14 protein-coding genes and 2 pseudogenes are annotated in these 18,965 nt (G+C 49.2%); 4 read left to right on the top strand and 12 right to left on the bottom strand.

Features of this window, described 5'->3' with window-relative positions:
• Together ACQSGY_RS18330 and ACQSGY_RS18325 are read left to right on the top strand one after the other, a co-directional pair.
• Positions 1 to 240: pseudogene (locus tag ACQSGY_RS18330) on the top strand (glycosidase); the annotation flags it as partial.
• 206 nt (positions 241 to 446) lie between these two features.
• Complete coding sequence (locus ACQSGY_RS18325; protein WP_427179660.1) at positions 447 to 1,460, top strand: LacI family DNA-binding transcriptional regulator; 1,014 nt, start codon at positions 447 to 449, stop codon at positions 1,458 to 1,460.
• A gap of 179 nt (positions 1,461 to 1,639) precedes the next feature.
• Here ACQSGY_RS18325 and ACQSGY_RS18320 read toward each other — a convergent pair whose 3' ends face one another.
• Positions 1,640 to 3,067, bottom strand: a complete 1,428-nt coding sequence (locus ACQSGY_RS18320) for a hypothetical protein (protein WP_427179659.1) — start codon at positions 3,065 to 3,067, stop codon at positions 1,640 to 1,642.
• Between the two features lie 306 nt (positions 3,068 to 3,373).
• The gene (locus ACQSGY_RS18315; RefSeq protein WP_145404728.1) at positions 3,374 to 3,889 is read right to left on the bottom strand and encodes a DUF2179 domain-containing protein; all 516 of its coding nucleotides are present in this window, start codon (positions 3,887 to 3,889) and stop codon (positions 3,374 to 3,376) included.
• Between the two features lie 487 nt (positions 3,890 to 4,376).
• On the opposite strand from ACQSGY_RS18315, the pseudogene ACQSGY_RS18310 reads away from it, so the two are divergent.
• Both ACQSGY_RS18310 and ACQSGY_RS18305 read left to right on the top strand, forming a co-directional pair.
• A pseudogene (locus ACQSGY_RS18310) lies at positions 4,377 to 4,607 on the top strand (Glu/Leu/Phe/Val dehydrogenase dimerization domain-containing protein); the annotation flags it as partial.
• Positions 4,608 to 4,634: 27 nt separating this feature from the next.
• Entirely contained in the window at positions 4,635 to 5,843 is a 1,209-nt protein-coding gene (locus ACQSGY_RS18305) for a Glu/Leu/Phe/Val dehydrogenase family protein (RefSeq protein ID WP_427179808.1), read from the top strand.
• A 1,250-nt stretch (positions 5,844 to 7,093) separates the two neighbouring features.
• On the opposite strand, the gene ACQSGY_RS18300 is transcribed toward ACQSGY_RS18305, so the two are convergent.
• The 10 genes from ACQSGY_RS18300 to ACQSGY_RS18255 form a co-directional block, all read right to left on the bottom strand.
• On the bottom strand, positions 7,094 to 8,746 hold the full coding sequence (locus ACQSGY_RS18300; RefSeq protein WP_427179657.1) for a hypothetical protein: 1,653 nt from the start codon (positions 8,744 to 8,746) through the stop codon (positions 7,094 to 7,096).
• A 1-nt stretch (position 8,747) separates the two neighbouring features.
• On the bottom strand, positions 8,748 to 9,533 hold the full coding sequence (locus ACQSGY_RS18295; RefSeq protein WP_111268478.1) for an ABC transporter ATP-binding protein: 786 nt from the start codon (positions 9,531 to 9,533) through the stop codon (positions 8,748 to 8,750).
• Between the two features lie 385 nt (positions 9,534 to 9,918).
• Positions 9,919 to 11,424, bottom strand: a complete 1,506-nt coding sequence (locus tag ACQSGY_RS18290) for an RICIN domain-containing protein (RefSeq protein ID WP_427179654.1) — start codon at positions 11,422 to 11,424, stop codon at positions 9,919 to 9,921.
• Between the two features lie 463 nt (positions 11,425 to 11,887).
• Positions 11,888 to 12,532 (bottom strand): PepSY domain-containing protein, encoded by a 645-nt coding sequence (locus ACQSGY_RS18285; protein ID WP_427179652.1) that lies wholly within the window; start codon positions 12,530 to 12,532, stop codon positions 11,888 to 11,890.
• 127 nt (positions 12,533 to 12,659) lie between these two features.
• A complete protein-coding gene (locus ACQSGY_RS18280) occupies positions 12,660 to 13,496 on the bottom strand; it encodes a PepSY domain-containing protein (protein ID WP_427179650.1) in 837 nt (278 codons plus the stop codon).
• 81 nt (positions 13,497 to 13,577) lie between these two features.
• Entirely contained in the window at positions 13,578 to 14,969 is a 1,392-nt protein-coding gene (locus ACQSGY_RS18275; RefSeq protein ID WP_427179649.1) for a sensor histidine kinase, read from the bottom strand.
• Positions 14,966 to 15,718, bottom strand: coding sequence for a response regulator transcription factor (locus ACQSGY_RS18270; RefSeq protein ID WP_289377019.1), 753 nt, complete (start codon positions 15,716 to 15,718; stop codon positions 14,966 to 14,968). The genes ACQSGY_RS18275 and ACQSGY_RS18270 overlap by 4 nt, the downstream gene beginning before the upstream one ends.
• Before the next feature lie 54 nt (positions 15,719 to 15,772).
• On the bottom strand, positions 15,773 to 16,417 hold the full coding sequence (locus ACQSGY_RS18265; RefSeq protein ID WP_427179647.1) for an SDR family oxidoreductase: 645 nt from the start codon (positions 16,415 to 16,417) through the stop codon (positions 15,773 to 15,775).
• Between the two features lie 257 nt (positions 16,418 to 16,674).
• On the bottom strand, positions 16,675 to 17,856 hold the full coding sequence (locus tag ACQSGY_RS18260) for an NAD(P)/FAD-dependent oxidoreductase (protein WP_111268467.1): 1,182 nt from the start codon (positions 17,854 to 17,856) through the stop codon (positions 16,675 to 16,677).
• Between the two features lie 23 nt (positions 17,857 to 17,879).
• The gene (locus ACQSGY_RS18255) at positions 17,880 to 18,326 is read right to left on the bottom strand and encodes a DUF1641 domain-containing protein (protein WP_216515210.1); all 447 of its coding nucleotides are present in this window, start codon (positions 18,324 to 18,326) and stop codon (positions 17,880 to 17,882) included.
• Positions 18,327 to 18,965: the final 639 nt, after the last annotated feature.

Genomic DNA, 18,965 nt, shown 5'->3' with positions numbered 1-18,965 from the left:
ATGATTCACCCGAAATATAAAACGTTACTGGAACAGCAGGAGCAGCTTTTGTCACGGAAAAACGAGGTGCAATCTTCCTTCTACAACGGCGTATATCAGCGATATCGGTATCCGGTCATTACACGCCATCATGTGCCACTGCACTGGAGATTTGATCTAAACGAAGCAACGAATCCGCATTTCATGGAGCGTCTGGGCATTAACGCAGCACTCAACCCCGGAGCCATCTATTTTAACGGCAGCGAACCTGACATCAAATAACTGAGCTCTGCTTCCAGGCACTTATAAAATAGCGAAGCAACCCGGAATGGCTTTATTCCCATTGGGTTAAGATGTATACTAAAATGGATTGTTATTATGCTGAAAGAAAGCGCTCATCATAATGCCATCACATTGTACTTAAACCGGCTTGAAGGAGGCGACCAAAGCTGAAAAATAATATCACCATGCGGGATATCGCCGACAGGCTCGGGGTCAGCAGTGTGACCGTCTCGAAAGCATTGAATGACAAAGAAGGCGTCAGTGGCGAATTAAAGGAAAAGATTAAACAGCTTGCCGTCCAGATGGGTTATCGCTATAACGCTACAGCCCGTTCAATGAAGGAAGGCTTAACTCATAATGTTGGCGTAATTATCCCGGAACGATTCACGGGTCCAACGCAGTCGTTCTATGTACGTGTATTTCAGCGCATCACCAAGCATCTCGAGGATCAAGGATACTATGGTATCCTGCATATTCTGAATAGTGAGGACGAAGAGGAGCTGGCCCTGCCCAAGCTCTACAGTGACAGCAAAGTGGATGGTTTCATTGTACTTGGACAGATTAGCAAGGCTTATATCGAACTTGTGCAATCCATGGACGTTCCGAAGATGTTTCTCGACTTCTACGATGAGCATGCGGATATTGATTCTGTCGTGACCGACAACTTCTACGCTGCATATGAACTGACAAACTACCTGATTCAGCAGGGGCACCGCAGCATCGCTTACGTGGGCAATCTGTATTCCACCAGTAGCATCCAGGACCGTTTCCTCGGATATTACAAATCCCTGCTGGAACACCGGATGACGATGAATCCTGACCTTGTGCTTAATGATCGGGATGATAGGGGAACATTCATCGAAATCGATCTGCCGGAGCAGCTGCCAACGGCATTTGTCTGCAACTGTGACCAGGTCGCTCATCTGCTTGTGCAGAAGCTGACTTCAATGGGGATTCACGTGCCGACTCAGTGCTCGGTTGTCGGATTCGACAACGATATTTATGCCATGCTGTCCGAACCCAAGCTCACCACGGTTGAAGTGGATATCGAACAGATGGCTCGCACAGCGGTTCAATCCATGCTCAAAAAGATTGATAACCCGAACCGCAGCTTCGGCCGTGTCCATGTGAAGGGCAACATCATCTATCGTGATTCGGTGAGTGTGGCGCCCGGGTCCAAATCTCAAGTGATGACTTAAACGAAACCCTAATGAACTTACATTTTGATGGTGAGGAGCATGAAGCCGCCCGGAATTAGGCTTACGGGCAAGGCAGCATGCATAGAGCAAGTACAATTAAAAGCGAGCGATCCCGGATCATGCTGCGGGGTCGCTCGCTTTTTCGTCTATTTTGTCTTTTGTTGTAATGTATGATCCAATTAATAGCTCGTCTTCAGCCAGTTATCCTTGGACCAGGACAGCTTTCCTGCCCCGGCACCATTGGAAGCAGTCAGGCGTGCATTCAGCGTAGATGGATCATCCAGCTGATAGCTGTAAGGCAGTGTGGAGAAGCCGTTCCACGAAAACGGTTTGATCGCAGCCGGAACAGGAGCCAGAGGGCTTCCCGCCGTATCACTGCTGCCACGGAAGGAGCTTCCATCCAGCGAGTAGATCGTATCTGCTACGCTAATTTTACCTGTGTACGTAGCGTTGGTCGGATCCGTCTGATTGTTGCGCACCGGGTACTGAACATCCTTGATCACCGATTTTTCAACCAGCACAGCACCACTTTCAGTGGAAATAGCCCCGTTGCTGGTAATCCCGAATTTGTAACCTTTGGAAGCAATGGCTGCTGCCATACCACTTGTAATACGTGCTTGAGCTGCACGGGCATCTGTGGCATCCATGATGATGTTGTAGGCATGTGCATTACCGCCCCGCAGACGAGGCATGCGATCCTGAATGTCTTTATACAGGTTGTGATGCAGTGTGATCGACAGATTGGCGTTTGCCGATTCCAGACTGGTCGCACCGACGAGATGCCCTTTTTTCTGCGATCCAGCGATGGCAATAATATCTTCTTTGCTTAAGCCAACCGCACTGCTGCGCAGGTAGTTGTACATTGGGTAGGAGGCCTTGTTTGCTTCCATTTCATTAATCTGGCGGGTAACCCAGCTGTTCGAACTCCCGTCATCCCCTTTGAAGGTAGACCAGGAAATGGTCACGCCGCTGGTTCCTTTTTTCGAATCCACAAGTCCGTCATAGGCTTTATTGAAGGTGCAGTGGTCAATCCATACGCCGCTGCTTTCCTCCAGTGTAATGTAATCCCAATCGTTTTTGTCATAGTCTCCTTTGGTGGACTCATCCCACTCCCACAGCTCATCGAACTCCAGATTGCGAATGATGACGTTGGAGCTGCGTTTTACGGAAATGGCAGCGTGTTTGATTTTGGACCCGTTCGCGGAAAAAATGGTCAGGCCATTGAAGCCGTCCACCGTAATTTTGCTGACACCCGTTTGCTTCAATACAGGATGTGTCAGCGCATCGTTATGCTTGGCAAAAGGTGAGGTCTGCGCCGCACTTGGAATCTCGTTCCATCCCAGGTTGAGGTCATTCATAATTTCGACGACTTTGACACCGGAGTTCTTTTTTAAAGCCAGCGCCAGGTCGGTGGCATTATACACTTTTTTGTACACAGCCGTGTTAGACTCACTGATTACGCCTCCACCCGTATTGCCTTGAGAGAAGCCGGTCAGATTGTAATCTGCATTGCCCGCTGCCTGCACACCTGCAGGTGCGGATAATAAGGTGAATCCCAGTGTAAGGGCCAGAGCCGTGCTGCATAAGCTTCGTACTGTTCTTTTCATCGAATGCATTCCTCCTGAAAGGTTAATGTTGAATTTCACTGCCTGTCCTCTGCGGCATATCATGTCGCAAATGACATATTCACAATGTAAATGTTGGAAGCGATTACAACAATAATCCTGACATCACATCTGTGGATGAACGCGGGAAAGGCAGGGTTTTATGCCCTAAGCAACCTGGTATCGACCGAAGTTAACTTGTAATGCAAGGATTGCGGGAGGAATCAGGGAATAATACAAGATTCAAGGCGTGTGCGGAAAAATGAAATGAAAAGAACAGGACCGCATATAATGCAGACCTGCTCCATTTTACTTTTTAATCGACCGTGTCCAGAAGCCGCCATGGAACTGCTTCGGCTCGACAGTAATGACAAATGCCTTTGGATCAAGCGCGAGAATGGTCTGGTAGAGCAGCTTCTGGTTTTTGCGTTTCGCCAAAATTTCCATCACCAGCCGATCCCCGTCTCTTCCGCTGCCTACCCATGCCGTAACGCCGTATCCTTTGTCCCGCAACGAATTGGCGACATTGCCATCCATCTGGTTGCAGATTACTTTGACGGTAACATATCCGAGTGCAATCTTCTCCTCAATCCACGCGCCCAGCAGCACCCCGAGTCCATATCCTACTGCGTAAACAATGAGCGCCTCCGGTTGTTTCAAATAGTTAAGCACGAGATTCAGGCCCAGCACGTAGATCACAATCTCCCCCATGCTAATCAGGGCGGCGATATATTTTTGGCCTTTCAGCGTCAGAATCATGCGAAGCGTATAGGCCGATACATATACAATCTGAATCAGAAAAATAAATAACAATATTTTAAGCAAGGTACATCCCTCTTTCCTGGCCTTTTACGGGAACATCAGGCCCTTTGTTACATGCTGCATGGCGAGCTTTTATTTAGACCTGTTATGGAACGATGTTCAATGGAAAACGTTACTAATCGCTCAGGCCATGGTCTCTATCACCATCATTGGACGTTATGTCGTCTTTTTAAACGGTCTGATCTGAATTTTCAGACCTCTGTCCGAACTGACGGAAGCCGGAACTGCCATTATAGAATTGTTTGTACGGATGTTCAACCCGGCCCAGGTCCCAGGGGCGTATAAGAAGCAGCTTGAATATGCTGTATTTAACTACATCCAATATGCGAAAAACGATGAGAATAAAAAATGTTGAGCTATGTTGTTTCAGGAGAACATGTCGTGCCAATGCTCGTCTTTGCAGGAGATAAGCAGAAGATCGGTATGTGTGGTGCGTTGTTGAACGGAGGATCACCTAAAGGAGGCGGTTACCTTGCAGATATGGCGGGAAATGGAGCGGGAGGGCATGGAGGAGCTTGTCTTTTGCTATGATCCCTCCAGTGGACTCAAAGCAATTATCGCTATTCACAACACAGCCCTTGGCCCGGCTTTGGGAGGATGCCGCTGCTGGAGCTACACATCCGAAGAGGAAGCTATTCGTGACGCAATAAAGCTAGCCAAGGGCATGACCTACAAAAATGCGATGGCAGGTCTGCCCTACGGCGGCGGCAAAGCAGTCATCTGGGACGCATCAGAAGCTTCGGGAAAGATGCAGGCTGGAAGTGGAACGAGTGATCAGAATGATCAGGTAACTCAGGCGGGTGTTGAGACGAATCTACCGGGTGAGGGCGGGAACGGGCTGCATGATCAAGAGGCTCAACCGGGCGTTGGGACGAATCTAACGGGTGAGGGCAGGCGCGGGATGCATGATCAGGAGGCTCAGCCGGGCGTTGAGGCGAATCCATCGGGAGTGGGCGGGCTCGGGATGCATGATCAGGTGCCTCAGCCGGGCGTTGAGGCGAATCTATCGGGAGTGGGCGGGCTCGGGATGCATGATCAGGTGCCTCAGCCAGAAGTTGAGACGAATCTATCAGGAGTGGGTAGGCTCGGGCAACATGATCAGGGGACTCAAACGGGCGTTGAGGCGAATCTATCGGGAGTGGGCGGGCATGCGGGGGAGGTGTTGGATGTGCGGGCGCTGCGCTTCCGCGCACTGGGTCGCTGTCTGGAGCGGCTGAACGGACGCTTCGTGACAGGTCTGGATCTGGGCACCACGGCGTCAGACATGGACCAGATCCGGGTGGAGACGGCATATGTGACGGATACTACGGGCTCGCTTGGCGCAAAAGATGACTTCACCGCCGACATGACCGCCTATGGCGTGTACATCGGCATTGTCACTTCACTGCGCCATCAGGGCGTAGCCGCTCTGCAGGGCATTTCCGTTGCCGTCCAGGGACTGGGCAAGGTCGGGTATGCCCTGTGCCGTTACCTGCACGCAGCCGGGGCACGGCTGATCGTGGCAGACGTTGTACCGGAACGCGTACAACTTGCCCTTGTGCAGTTCAGCGGCGCCATTTCGGCCGATCCGGCCCGTATTCACGCCGCTGACTGCAAGGTGTTCGCCCCCTGTGCCCTGGGGGGCGTCATAACCCCGGCGACAGTGGAGGAGCTTCGCTGCTCCATTGTCGCCGGGGCGGCGAACAACCAGCTGCATGGTGGACAGCTGGTTGCTCGCCGCATGCAGGCGCGCGGCATCCTGTACGCGCCTGACTATGTGCTGAACGCAGGCGGCATTATTAGCACCGCCTGCGAACTGCAGGGCGCCGGGCCTGACCTGATCCGCCAGAAGGTGGCGGGGATTGCAGGCACGCTCGGCAAAGTATACGCAGAAGCTGCGCGTTCTGGCATCTCCACCCTGGAAGCAGCAGACCGTCTGGCTGAAGCCATTCTGAGCACAGGCCAGGCCAGCCAGTAAAAGCACAGCCAAAGCATTCTCAAAATCCTATCTCACCACAGTTGAAGCACCCCAGCTACGGATCAACCAGGTTTAGTGAAAATGCTATTGTGCCATGCAATAAGAGGAATGCTTACTCCCCAACTTGTTACTACATCACTTCATACACTATGACAATCTCAGGGGGAATTATTAGGCTGATCGGCATTCTAACGAATCCTAGAAACCTTATTTCGCCCCAAATAGGCTCTTTGGAATTCTAACGATTCGAGGAGGCGCTATTTCAGTAAACTAGCCCGTTTTCGCCCTGTTTCAGGCGAGTTTGGGTCAAATAGCGTCGCTGTGAATCGTTAGATTTTAAAAACCCAAAAAACTAAACAAATAAGCTCTCTCCGAATCGTTAGCGCAACGGGCGACAGGCTGCTCATCATGCACCTACCCGACGGCGCTTTACTCTAATTACTTGACTTCATATACTTCACTCCACTACAATCCGCTCGCTTACTTAACTATTCACCTTACTTAACGACTTTGCATTTCGCTTTCCTTTTGCACTGTTTTCGCTCTTCTTTTGCTATACTTTCCCTCTACTTTTTCTCTGCTTTTACCACACTTTTACTCTACCGCACTCTGCTCTGATCCACTTTTCTCTGCTTCTGATATACTTTCTCATGCTCTCCCTCTGCTTCTGCTCTGCTCTCCTCTCCTATACTCTTTCTCTACTTTTGCTTTGCTTTTGCCCTGCTTTTACTCTACCGCACCCTGCCTTGATCCAATTTGCTTTCCTCTGCTCTTACTTTGTTTTGCTTTGTCTCACCTTTGATCTGCTTTTCCGTACTGAGTTTACTCCACCGCTAATCTGTTATTTAGGTTATCCATAGCTATTTGACGTTAGTTTTCAATCTTCAACCTTTAGTAAGCGGTTCCTCGTCAATCTTCAATCTTTAATCTTTAATCCTTGATCCCTTATCCTTAATCTTTAATCTACAATTTTTAATTTCTAGTCTTTAATCATCAGTCTCCGGTCTTTTGTCTTTAATCTTTGATCTATAGCCTTCAGTCTTCCCTTGTCTCTAGCCCTTCTCTTTCCTCCTCAACCTTCTGTCATTATCCGTTCTGCCCCACGCAAGGAGCTGCCAGAACAGGCATGGTAGCTAAGAATAGTTTTCAAACATGCAACTTCAGTCCTTATCCTTTCATTCATTAATCCTTATCCTTCAGCCCCCAATCTTTATTCGTTAGTACTATCCGTGTTCTTACCCATCAGTCGCTCAGACGTTCCCTAGCTTCTTCACCTGATACAGCAACCTCCATAGCAGCACATTAGCCAAGATTAAAATGACACCGTAAATCCAGATGCCCCCGGGCAGCGATTTAAACCACACATGAATTCCCCAGAGCATAATTAACACCGGTATAACGATAAGCGCGTACCAGCCGCCTGATTTCTGTGCCATACTGAAGGATTCGGAGAAGGGCGGCGTTCGTAACAGCAGCTTGCCGGATAACGGAACCAGTGCCGAGGAAGCAAGCAGGATGATAGCAAGGTCAGGCAGAATTCGAACACCGAATACCCAAGTGAAAACGACAGCATTGAGCAGAAACAACGGCAAAAACAGGTTATACAAAAATGCCTTCAAAGTGCCTTGATATAATACATTCTCACTGGCGATCGGCACCGCGCGGAACACCCATGCTGCCTTGTACTGGCCCGAATACCTCAGCACGGTTACCGCAGTTACCACCATAAACAACATAATATACAAGGTGTATGCAAACTCACTTTGACGAAATTCAGCCCAGGTGGATGTTTGCAGCGCAGTTAACCAGAACAGATAAGGAAGCACAAGGGCCAGAGCCAGCACAGGATACACCTGCAGCTTGAACTCACGTTCATTACGCATCAGGCTGGCTGCCAGACGAAAACAAGCCTGCTCCTCTCTGGAGCGGCTGACCAGCTTCGCCATGATGCGATCCCATCCTCCCCGGCGACGGCTGGAGGTCTGGCTGACGTGAGCCATCTTTTCCAAGTATAATTCGAAGGATGGCATCAGCTTCACATAGATGATCAGGCATATCACCGGAACAACAACAGCCAGTACAGTGAACGTATAAATCCACCCGCTGCCTCCACCCGCGAATAACCATTCATATGCAGCTGCGTACCAGATCGGAGGTAAAAACAGCTGCCACCATTCAGGCGTAAAGACCGCTTTAAAATCAATAATTTCGAACGAGCGAATAACAAATTGATATCCGATCGCAATACTTACCGATAGCAGAATCTGTATCATATTGATGGCATCCTTCAGCTTTTCCCCGTCCATGAATTTCATCATTAACAGGTAGATCAGGGAAGTGGAGAACAGAATCAGCATATTGATCAGAATAAGTTCAATAAGGAAGACCAGGAAAAATCCGAACCCGTGTTTAACAAGTCCTGCTACCAGCGGTGCAGCTGTCAGTGAACCGCTGAGCAGCAGGAGATACACCCCTGTATGAATAGCCCGTGCTATTCCCACGGTCCGTGCATTCACCGGTTTGGTCATCACAATATTGCGATCCCGGATATCCAGCAGCACGGATGAGAAATCCGAAATCATAGAGCTCATAATCATAAACATCAGGATGCCGTAAACAAGCCCCATCTGCAGCATGAAATGACCTGTGTTCCAGATGACAAAAGGAACCATAATGATGCCCATCAGTGCATACAGCCAGAGGGAGCGGATATAGTGATTGCTATCTGCATTATCCTTGCTCTTGGCCCTTGCCGACATGATGGTAGGAACCCTGCGCTGATCCATCTGAAATTTCACCCGTAGAATAAGGCGGAGTACATCGTAATCTGCTCCTGTCCTGGCGATGATTGGCCGGAAGCGATCCAGTATTTTCAACGTACGGAAGTCGGAGGGTTCCGCCATATCACTGCACCTCCTGTACGATGGACACAAAGCGCTCCGCAATCGCTCTATGCTCATTAAAACCTGTCAATTGGTTGAACACTTCCTCAAGCGAGCCTTCCATCGACTGCTCCTGAAGCTGCTTGAACGTACCGTCCGCCACCACACGCCCCTCGGCAATGAGCACAATCCGGCTGCTGATCTTCTCCACAACATCCATAATGTGTGACGAATAGAAGATGGTTGTACCCTTGGCGGACAGCTGTGACAAAATCTCTTTGACCACCATCACACTATTGGCATCCAGTCCACTTAGCGGTTCATCCAGAAACAGCAGATCAGGATCATGCAGTAGCGCCGAGATCAGCAGCACTTTCTGACGCATACCTTTGGAGAAGCTGGCAATGCGGGAATGATATGATTTTTCCAGTCCAAAACAATCCATCAACCGCTTTGCTTTATAGTCCGCATCCTCATAAGACAAACCATATAATTCTCCGATAAACGTCAAATACTCCGCCGGCGTTAATTGTTCGTACAGTTCTGCCACCTCTGGCACATAACCGATTCTCCGCTTGTACTCCACATCACCGTCTGCGATATTTCTCCCAAAAATACGGACGTCACCAATATATCCCTCAACGAGCCCGAGCAAAATTTTGACGGTGGTACTTTTGCCTGCACCATTCGGCCCGATATAACCAATCATTTCTCCACGTTTGACTTCCAGATCGATGCCATTCAAAACGTAACGCCCGTTATATCTCATACGTAAGCCTTCAATAGACAACACATGCTGTTCAGTCACTTTATCCTCCAACCCCTATCTCTTTCTTCATGTTATAGTAAAGCCTAAGCTTCCGGTGTAGCTTTCTTGCAGAAAATTTTCAAACGAAAGCTCCGCTTTTTCAGTTTTTGTCTGCTTCGTTAATGTTAAAAAAAACAGTTCAACTTAGCTTATATTGATTTCAATAATAAAACTATTTTACCACTTTTCGGGTCAAACGGATGGGAATTATGCAAATCATTCGACTGTTGCTCCTCAAACAACAAAGATTGCTCCTTTTATGTACGGATACTATTAATAAACAAAAAGCTCTCCCTGACCTTATGGCAGTAGAGAGCTCATTTTTCATACTGATGAATGAATACATAAATCGTTTCATGATGCACATGAGGATGATAAAGTGCGCTTACTGCACCTTCACGATCTGAAATTGCTGATTGGTTCCTCCGTTATCCGACCACTGAATAGCTGCTGCTCCATCTGCCAGAGACTGACCCGAGATGTCGAGTACTTTGCCTGTGCTTCGGTTCTTCAGCTTGTAATAACCGCCGCCAACATGCACAAGCTGCCAGTGCTGGCTTTCCCAGCCGCCATCGCTCCATTGCTCAATGACAGCTCCATCCGCGGTGGAGCCATTTTCTACTCCGATCAGCTTGCCGCTGGAGCGGTTAATTATTTTGACGTAACCTCCGCCTGCATCCGTAATCTGCCACTGCTGACTTGTTAATCCGCCGTCTGCCCGCTGCTCCAGGTCAGCTCCGTTGGCTGCGGAACCTCCAATGACGCTCAGCAGCTTATTGCTTTTTCGGCTGATCATCTGATAGGATACGCTCGGCTCCCATACATCCGGCCCGTTCATACCCGTCACGACCCCGGTTGCCGTATCCATGGTGATGCTGCTGGACCAGTTCATCGCAAGACTTGTTGTACTTGAGAAGGAGAGAGGAAGCCACACATATTTGGAATCTTGTACAGGGCCGCTCCATGCTCCCGCCCAGCGATCTCCCATATAAAGATAGGATGTTGTCTGCGAACCCTCCACTGGAATAACATAAGCAGATTGTGATCCATACGTTGTACTGTCTCCAAAATTACTTAGACCGCTCCAGGTTCCTGTTATACTTGAAGCTGTCGCATATTTAGCCTGATTCGGGCTCCATCCGGTTGCACCTGAGGTGATTAGGAAATAAACTCCGTTCCGCTTGAACAGAGCCGGCGCTTCGCGATACTGTCCCGGCCACAATGTGGTCACAAGAGATTCCACACCCAGAAAATCTGGTGTCAGCTTGTAGATGTTGAGGTCGGCATTCACACGTGTCGCCGAAATCAGATAAGCGGTGCCATTGTCGTTATACACGGTCATATCTCTCGAATCATATCCGAGCGGGCGAAAACTGCCTACGTAAGTATAATTGCCATCTACCGTGCTGGATGTGGCGACCGCCACTTTAGCTTCCCCGTAATCAACACCATTCTCTTTGTGCATCCAAAGGACATACTTCCCTGTTGTACTGTTATAGATGACTTTAGGACGTTCAATGTTGGAAAGGTTCAACTCGGATGCGGAACTGCTGGTAAGCACATCGTTGCGATACTCCCAGTTTTTCAGGTCTGATGAACGATAGACGGATACAGCCTTGAATGTACCATTCCCATTGCGATTCTCACCGAACCAGTAATAATATCCGTTTGCCTTGATCATGCCTCCCCCATGGGCATGAATCACATTTCCATTCGTATCCTTGAACTGCACACCATTGGTTACTTGTACTGGAGCTGCCGATACATCAGAAACCTGGGCAAATAACATGCCTAATGATTGCAGCACTAGTACCAATGCAAGGATATAACACCATAGCCGTGTCAAACGACGTATATCTTTATTCTTGGGTTGATGGCTGTAAACATCCATATAAGATACACCTCCCAATTTATAAAGCGCTTACAAAAAAAGAAAAATGATCACATAACTACTTACGCCCCCTTTGCCTCCAATCATGATGCGATTCAGCCTGTGCACAATAGTACTGTGGTATTCTTCAAATATCACCTCCATAGTTCCAATTGTATCCACCCACTCTTGGCGTGCATAGTGAACAATTCGCCGATTGATGTACAATCCATCCTTTTAATATAGACGCACTGAAAAAAAGCACTTCATATCGAAGTGCTTCCTGCTATACCCGCTATGGTTTCCCCGTTGTCCTTTACTAGGCTCGCCCTATCTCCATACCTTTCACAATTCTCAGCCCAAGAGCTGCTGCCAGGTGCATTCGGCATATTGGACAACAGCCCGGAGACGCTTCACAACTAACGTAATTATACAGTTATTATACCGTCAACCACATGTCATGCTCGCTCTCCTCTGAAAGATATCAATCCTCATCATCAAAATCCTGATCTACCGAGAGCACTTTGCCCGTGTTCGCGTCGATATCTACATCTGCCTCACCCTGAGCCGTTCTCAGCTCGATCTCATACACATAGCGTCCATGCTCACGGTCCAGTTCAACCTTTGTCACTTTGCCGCCGCTCACCTGTTTCAATGCGATATCGGAAGCCTGGGCTGCTGTCAGTTTAACCTGATTGGAAACTGCAGTGCTTGAAGAACTGCCTGCTGCCGCACGATTGTCATCATATTTATCATCATCATCGTCATTCACAATTGCCAGGATTTTGCCTGTATACGCATCCAGTCGAACATTCACATCAGGACTGCCTTTCCGATCAATCTCGACTTCATAGAAGGTCTGTCCATTTCTGCGCTCCAGATCGACATCGTCAACCTTGCCCTCCACCGCTTTCAGAGCGATTTCTTTCGCTTGTGCTATAGTGAGCAGTTTGCCTGTGCTGCTCTGGTTCGAAGTAACAGACGGTGTCGTTGAGGCTGCAGACTGCGTAGTAACAGATTGCACCTTCGGAGCTGGCTGTCCATTTATATTGCCGCTGGCTGCCACGGCCGATCCACCAAGCAGCACCGCTGCGGACAAGCTGCCGATCCATAGTTTATGTTTGTTCATCATCATTCATCTCCTCGGTTATGTTCTCGTTCTTGGCTACAGGTATATCGTACCCTGCCCAGATGAGAGCTTGGCGAGAGAAAGATTAGAATTAGATGAGAAAATCAGGTGTTCTTTATCTTTTCTGTTAGTCATCGTCTTTGTCCCAAGTCACAGATCTGATGGCACCCGATATGGCATTGACTTGAACAGTAGCTTCTCGCCCATCCTCCAGATCAATTTCAACCAGATAATAGGGATTACCGCTGTTTGTGCCACGCAGCTCCACATCGTCTACTTCGCCAGGCACTCTCGACAACGCCTTCTGCCTGGCCTGCTTCTCACTTAGAAACTTCGGCTCACTTGTCTTACCTCCCGCTTCGGAGGAGGGGTCAGCCTTGATCGCTTTGGAGGACAGAACCTCACCTGTATATGGATCAATCGTCAGCTCCTGACGGCTGTTATCCTTGGCTTTGACTACGGCGGAGTAAACAGGACTGCCCTGCTGTTCTATGAGCTCCAGAGATACTAGCTGCTCACCTGTTCTTTGCTTCGATAGCTCGGACTTCATCTGCTCGCGGCTCAACAACGTCTTCTCTTCGACCTGCGGACTTGTCTCCAGCCGTTGGATGGATTGGACTGCCGCTGTCGTAGCATCAACCTGCACATCATATAATCCCGTCTCCGAACGAAGCTGAATCATATAGGCGCCGTCCTGCAACGTAGAATGAAGAATCTCTCCGGGGTATTGTGCCAATACTGCTTGTGCTGCCGCTTCAGCAGACAACTGCTCACGACCAGGCTCCCACGGCTTCCACCACACAACCGCTACAAGAAGCACCACTGTCAATGCCCCGGCTCCCCACCACAGCAGTCTTCGCAATCCTGTTCCCTTGTTGCGGCTATGACGAGCATCATTTCTCTTCCCTTGCTCCTGTTTCGGCTCACTTCGTGTCATCTCAGGCCGCTGTTCATGTCCAGCCATCCATACTCCCCCTCCCATTCTTCCGCTGCTCTCAAGTTAATGATATCGTTCCCCCGATTATAGAAGAGAAGAATTAGAATTTCATGAGAGCGGACGGTCAGGGCTGTTTGATACGGATCGTGGCAAAATAATACAGGCCTCCGTACCCACACCCTCGGTACTGGTTAGTTCAATCTGTGCTCCCACAGCGCCTGCCAGCTCTTTGGCAAGAGATAACCCAAGCCCGGACCCACGAGCACCGCGGCTGCGTGTTCTGGACACATCCACCTGATAGAAACGATCGAATACCTTAGCCAGTTCTTCCTCACGGATACCAATGCCTTTATCCACGATCCGTATCCGGCAGCTTTCACCCCGAGTCTCCAGCTTTACTTCAATAGCATCCTCACTATATTTCCGCGCATTGTCCAGCAAAATAAAAAGCATCTGCTTCAGCTTGCTCTCATCGCTGATTGCCCAGATTGAACCCGGAGTGTCGGAGTAACACCGCACTTCACGATGGTACGCTTCACGGAATGCACGGGTGGACGCCGTAGCCAGCTCGGCAATATCCACGGGCTCCAGCTGCACGTTCATTTGCTCCGGCTGCTTTGCCAGCATTAGCAGCTGCTCCGTCATCTCCCGCATGCGTACCGATTCAGACAGAATCGCCTCCACGGCCTCGTCGAATACTTCAGGCCGCTCCTTGCCCCGTCGCTTGAGCAGACTGGCGTAGCTTTCGATAATGGTCAGCGGTGTTTTTAGTTCATGCGAAGCATCCGATACGAAACGCTCCTGCCGTTCAAAGTTCGATTCCAGCAGCTCGATCATACGGTTGAACGTCTGACCCATCGTATGTAATTCATCCTTTGACTTTTGCTCCAGCGGAAGCCGTTTGAATTGCCCACTGGCTTGAATATCACTCATCGTACGTGTCATCTGCTGAATAGGTCTTGCCATCCTGTTCGCCAGTATTCGACTGGACACTACAGCGGGAATTAACGCAACAATGGTAACGATAACCAGAACAGTCCGCAAAGTAGCAAGCCCATCTTCTGTTTCAGCCACGCTCTGCGTCACCTGTAGATTGACTACTTCTCCATCCGGCCAGATTAGCGGCATCGAGACCCGTACATAACCGACCTGGTCAACCTGCACATACTCCGATTTCGTCTTGTTTTCATACTGATACGGCAGCTTGCTGAGCCGCTCCGATGTTCCGGTTGTCGTTGCTGGCGAGCTGCTCCCGTCTTCATGTACTATACGAAGCATGCCGTTGACTGGAGCATAAGCCCGCAGCAGATCATCAGGTGGAATCGAGTCGGCAGACTGACGTACCCCTGTCACGATGGACTCCGCCTCCGCTTCCACACGGTGAATCTCGTTATTTATGGATATCCGCTCAAACACAAGATATACAGACAGATTCACTGCAATTAACAGCACGGCAAATAAAACCGACGAGTATCCGTAGATTTTACTGCGCAGGCTCATGATTGCTCCTTCAGGACGTATCCTACGCCCCTCACCGTATGTATCAAGGGCGGCGTGAATCCGTTATCTACCTTTTTGCGCACATAACGGATATACACGTCCACCACATTGGTGTCCCCATAATAATCGTATCCCCACACAGACTGCACAATCTGCTCACGACTCAGCACCTGACGCTGGTTGCGCAGCAGATAGACCAGCAGATCAAACTCACGGGGGGTAAGCTCAATGGCTTGTCCATCCCGAAATACCTCGCGTGTGCCTTCATGCAGCTTCAAGTTCGCAGCTGTCAGCCACTCCTCCTGTGCTTCATGCAGCTGACTCGCCATTCCCTGCTCTGCTTCCTGCCCGGAAGCAGTAGCCGTCAACCTTGCAGAGACGGTTGCGGCAAGGCGCAGCGCAGCTCGCACTCTCGCCAGCAGCTCTTCGATCTGAAACGGCTTGGTGATATAGTCATTGGCCCCGAGGTCCAGACCGGACACTTTATCTTCGACGGAATCCTTGGCTGTCAGCATAATAATCGGGACTGCTGCATCTCTGGACCGAATCCGTCGCAGTACCTCGATGCCGCTCAGTCCGGGCAGCATAATGTCGAGCAGAATCAGATCCCACTGTCCTTCTGTGTACTTCTCCAGCCCTTCCGTTCCACTTCCTGCCTTTGTGACCTGATATCCTTCATACTGTAATTCCAGTTCAAGCAGCCTTGCAATTTTGGGCTCATCCTCAATGATCAGCACAGCCTCATTCATGCCGCTCCCCCTTTGCCCCGTCATATCGTTCTCCCGTTATCTTACAACATCTATCTATAAATTGCCCAAAGCATCCGATATGGATTGCTCACCTGCTACCAGATCAAAGGCCATGCGATAAGTCTTTTCTTCTTGTAAAGAGGCAGCAATCACACGTGCCACATCTTCACGAGCAATACTACCCGGCTTCAGATCGGTACCTACAGTCACCTTGCCGGTTCCTGGTTCATTTTTCAAGCCCCCGGGACGAATGATAGTGTAGTTCAGTTCACTGGCAAACAGCGCCCGGTCTGCAAAATGCTTCGCCACGTAATAGGGTTTGATCTCTTCCGGCCATTTGCTTCGCTGATCTGCCCCATAGGCACTGACCAGAATATATCTGGAAATACGTTGTTTCTCTGCGGCCTCCATCGTTTTTACTGCACCGTCCAGGTCGATGAGCAATGTTTTGTCCGGGCCAGTCGAACCCCCGGAGCCTGCTGTAAACACAATGGCACTCTGATCTTTCATGACCTCGGTAAGATCATCCACTGTACCCTCCAGATCACCCACAACTACCTGGGCGCCCAGTTTCTTTAATGTGTCTGCCTGCTCGGGTTTGCGAATCATAGCCGTGACCTGATGTTTGCCTTCCTGTGCCAGCTGTTCAACGAGATGTTTACCGATCTGTCCGTTCGCTCCAATCACCAGTACATTCATCTTTCATTCTCCTCTCGGGTGTACAAGAGAACGATACATCGCTCCCCTGCCTGTTATTTTAAAGTTTCCATTGATTGGCCTTCGACGTCAAAGCCCCGTTCTATCTTTTAAACGAAAGCAGGGGCTTCTAAGCGCAAGAAGCTAGTTCCACGTTTCTATAGTTCTGTTTAATATCTGTATGACAGCCCATGTTCATACTCTTATGTGCATACCAAAAAAGGACGCCCGACGGGCGCCCCTTGATGTTGTGTTATAGATTAATAAGCCAGTGCGAACAAGCCATGGATGTGGGACAGGTAACGGATGTTACTTGCTTCCTTCATCATGGTTGCAGGCAGACCTTTCAGGCGAGTCTGGTTGCCACCGATCATGCCGACAGCGTCCTTGCGACCCAGGCTTCCCAGTGTACCGGAGAATACCGGTGTGAAGGATTCCATTGCTCCACCTTTGAACATTACGCCAAGGTTGTGACCAATGGTTTCACCCATTTGCCAAGCCAGCTGTGCTGTTGGAGGGTATGGACGAGCGCCTTCGCTAGGGAAGACCACTGCGCTGTCACCAGCAACAAACACGTCTTTGTGGGATGTGGATTGCAGAACTTCCGTTACTTTCGCACGGCCGCGATCCACTTCAATTCCGCTGTTTGCAACAACCGCATTACCTTGTACGCCACCCGTCCATACGAGTGTATTCGTAGGGATCGAGCTGCCGTCTTTCAGCAATACTTCGTTTTCTTTCATCTCGGTAATCGCCACGCCAACGATGAAGTTTACGCCGCGTTTTTCGAGACTGGATTTCGCACGATCAACCAGCTCTGGCGGGAAACCAGCCAGAATGGAAGGACCTGCTTCTACGGTGTAGAGGGAGATATCGTTGAAATCGATACCTTTCTGTTGGCATACGCCTGGCAGAAGGTCCGCGAATTCACCAACAAGCTCGATGCCTGTCAAACCGCCGCCGCCAATAACAAACGTTGCGTCTGCTTTGTTGCCGGATTGTTTGTAAGCATCAAGACGTGCCTCAACGTGTGCACGAATGCGATTAGCATCGTTCACCGATTTGAGGGTGAAGCTGTACTCTTGCAGACCCGGAATTCCGAAGAATGCTGTTTCGCTGCCCAGAGCAACGACGAGTGCATCATAAGAGTATGTGGAGCCACTGGTCATGAGAACTTTTTTCTCGTCAGGCTTGATTGTATCCACCGTATCGATTTTCAGGTTCACATCTTTACCGCGCAGCAATTTTTCCAGTGGAAGAGCAACTGCCTTCTCAGCAATGCTTCCTGCTGCAAGACGGTGCAGTTCCGTAATAATTTGGTGCGTCGGGTACCGGTTCACAACTGTAATTGTTGCTTCTTCCGGTGTCAGGTATTGACGTGCAGTCAGCGCTGTGAGAAGACCGCCGTAACCTCCGCCCAAGATCAAAATTTGCTTCGACATATCCATCCTCCGTTCTTCTAATCTTAACGTTGCTGTTGTTGACGCTCGTTCAGAATGCTCAGGAAAGATTGAGCAAAACGAAGCGTTTGTTGTACGTTTGGATCTTTAAGCATTTTGAGCATAGCGAACAAGCCAACCGAAGCTTGCTCGGTTTGCGCACGGTCATTGGCCTCGATGGCAGCAGAAGCTACCCCTTTGGCTTTTTCTACAACTGGCTTAGCGAATTCACCCATTGCACTCATCGTATCGCTGATCAGCACTTTGTCTGATGCGATGCCTTGTGCAAAGTCATAAGCTTTCGTCATTGCAGTAACCATTTCAGCCAATTTAGGCAGGTTCTCCACCAATACAGTTAAAGACTCCTGTACCTCGGGCTTCATCAGTTGATCCAGCACGTCCAGGGACTGGCGCTCGGATACGTTGGCGCCTTCTGTTACTGGCACCTCTTGTTGAGTAGGCGATTGTGACATAAGAGAAAGTCCTCCTTTACTTTGGGATAGAAGTCCGCGACTTTCATGATGCCTGTCAAGCTGAGCCGAACCACAAATACATCAATACACTAAATGTACCAAATTTCACACATTAGGATAAGCGTAGCCAGAGACCACCCTCACCTATGCATGGTATGTTGGGTCTGTTGCGCACAACACATGTTGACGCACTAAACGACAAGCAGGCCGAAACCGAACTCTATACCCTTATATTACACCTCTTACACATGAACATGAAAAAGAAATTTTTTACACTTGTGAAGATATTGTGAACATTGTAACAAAATCGATTTTTTTGTCAAGGCGTGTAGACATGTCTCAAGCGGTCAGGCAACGTTCTCTAACGTCCAGATCTACCACATATGGTGTTAAGACATGATCACAATAAACCATATGTACGAAAAGCACATATGAAAGGTGCATATTGAACGTTTTTCCAGAAAAATTTTCCGAAAATATACCGTCCGTGCAACGAATTTGGTCACTTTGGTTATTATGCGGCGTCAGTCCCGGCCTTATACTTCAGGTGAGAACATCTTACTCATTCAAGTATGAACCTCTTCTGATCAGAATGCAAAAAAACACAAAGCAGGCTCATATGCGATGTGTTTTTCCCCC

The organism is Paenibacillus sp. TC-CSREp1 (assembly GCF_050171015.1).
GTDB classification, from domain to species: domain Bacteria; phylum Bacillota; class Bacilli; order Paenibacillales; family Paenibacillaceae; genus Paenibacillus; species Paenibacillus silvae.
This window is presented reverse-complemented; position numbering and strand designations above follow the sequence as displayed.

Excerpts from the sequence above, each read along its gene's own strand:
- ACQSGY_RS18325 (WP_427179660.1), top strand. The coding sequence starts at position 447 with ATGCGGGATATCGCCGACAGGCTCGGGGTCAGCAGTGTGACCGTCTCG.
- ACQSGY_RS18320 (WP_427179659.1), bottom strand. The coding sequence starts at position 3,067 with ATGAAAAGAACAGTACGAAGCTTATGCAGCACGGCTCTGGCCCTTACA.
- ACQSGY_RS18305 (WP_427179808.1), top strand. The coding sequence starts at position 4,635 with ATGCAGGCTGGAAGTGGAACGAGTGATCAGAATGATCAGGTAACTCAG.
- ACQSGY_RS18300 (WP_427179657.1), bottom strand. The coding sequence starts at position 8,746 with ATGGCGGAACCCTCCGACTTCCGTACGTTGAAAATACTGGATCGCTTC.
- ACQSGY_RS18290 (WP_427179654.1), bottom strand. The coding sequence starts at position 11,424 with ATGGATGTTTACAGCCATCAACCCAAGAATAAAGATATACGTCGTTTG.
- ACQSGY_RS18285 (WP_427179652.1), bottom strand. The coding sequence starts at position 12,532 with ATGAACAAACATAAACTATGGATCGGCAGCTTGTCCGCAGCGGTGCTG.
- ACQSGY_RS18280 (WP_427179650.1), bottom strand. The coding sequence starts at position 13,496 with ATGGCTGGACATGAACAGCGGCCTGAGATGACACGAAGTGAGCCGAAA.
- ACQSGY_RS18275 (WP_427179649.1), bottom strand. The coding sequence starts at position 14,969 with ATGAGCCTGCGCAGTAAAATCTACGGATACTCGTCGGTTTTATTTGCC.
- ACQSGY_RS18270 (WP_289377019.1), bottom strand. The coding sequence starts at position 15,718 with ATGAATGAGGCTGTGCTGATCATTGAGGATGAGCCCAAAATTGCAAGG.
- ACQSGY_RS18265 (WP_427179647.1), bottom strand. The coding sequence starts at position 16,417 with ATGAATGTACTGGTGATTGGAGCGAACGGACAGATCGGTAAACATCTC.
- ACQSGY_RS18260 (WP_111268467.1), bottom strand. The coding sequence starts at position 17,856 with ATGTCGAAGCAAATTTTGATCTTGGGCGGAGGTTACGGCGGTCTTCTC.
- ACQSGY_RS18255 (WP_216515210.1), bottom strand. The coding sequence starts at position 18,326 with ATGTCACAATCGCCTACTCAACAAGAGGTGCCAGTAACAGAAGGCGCC.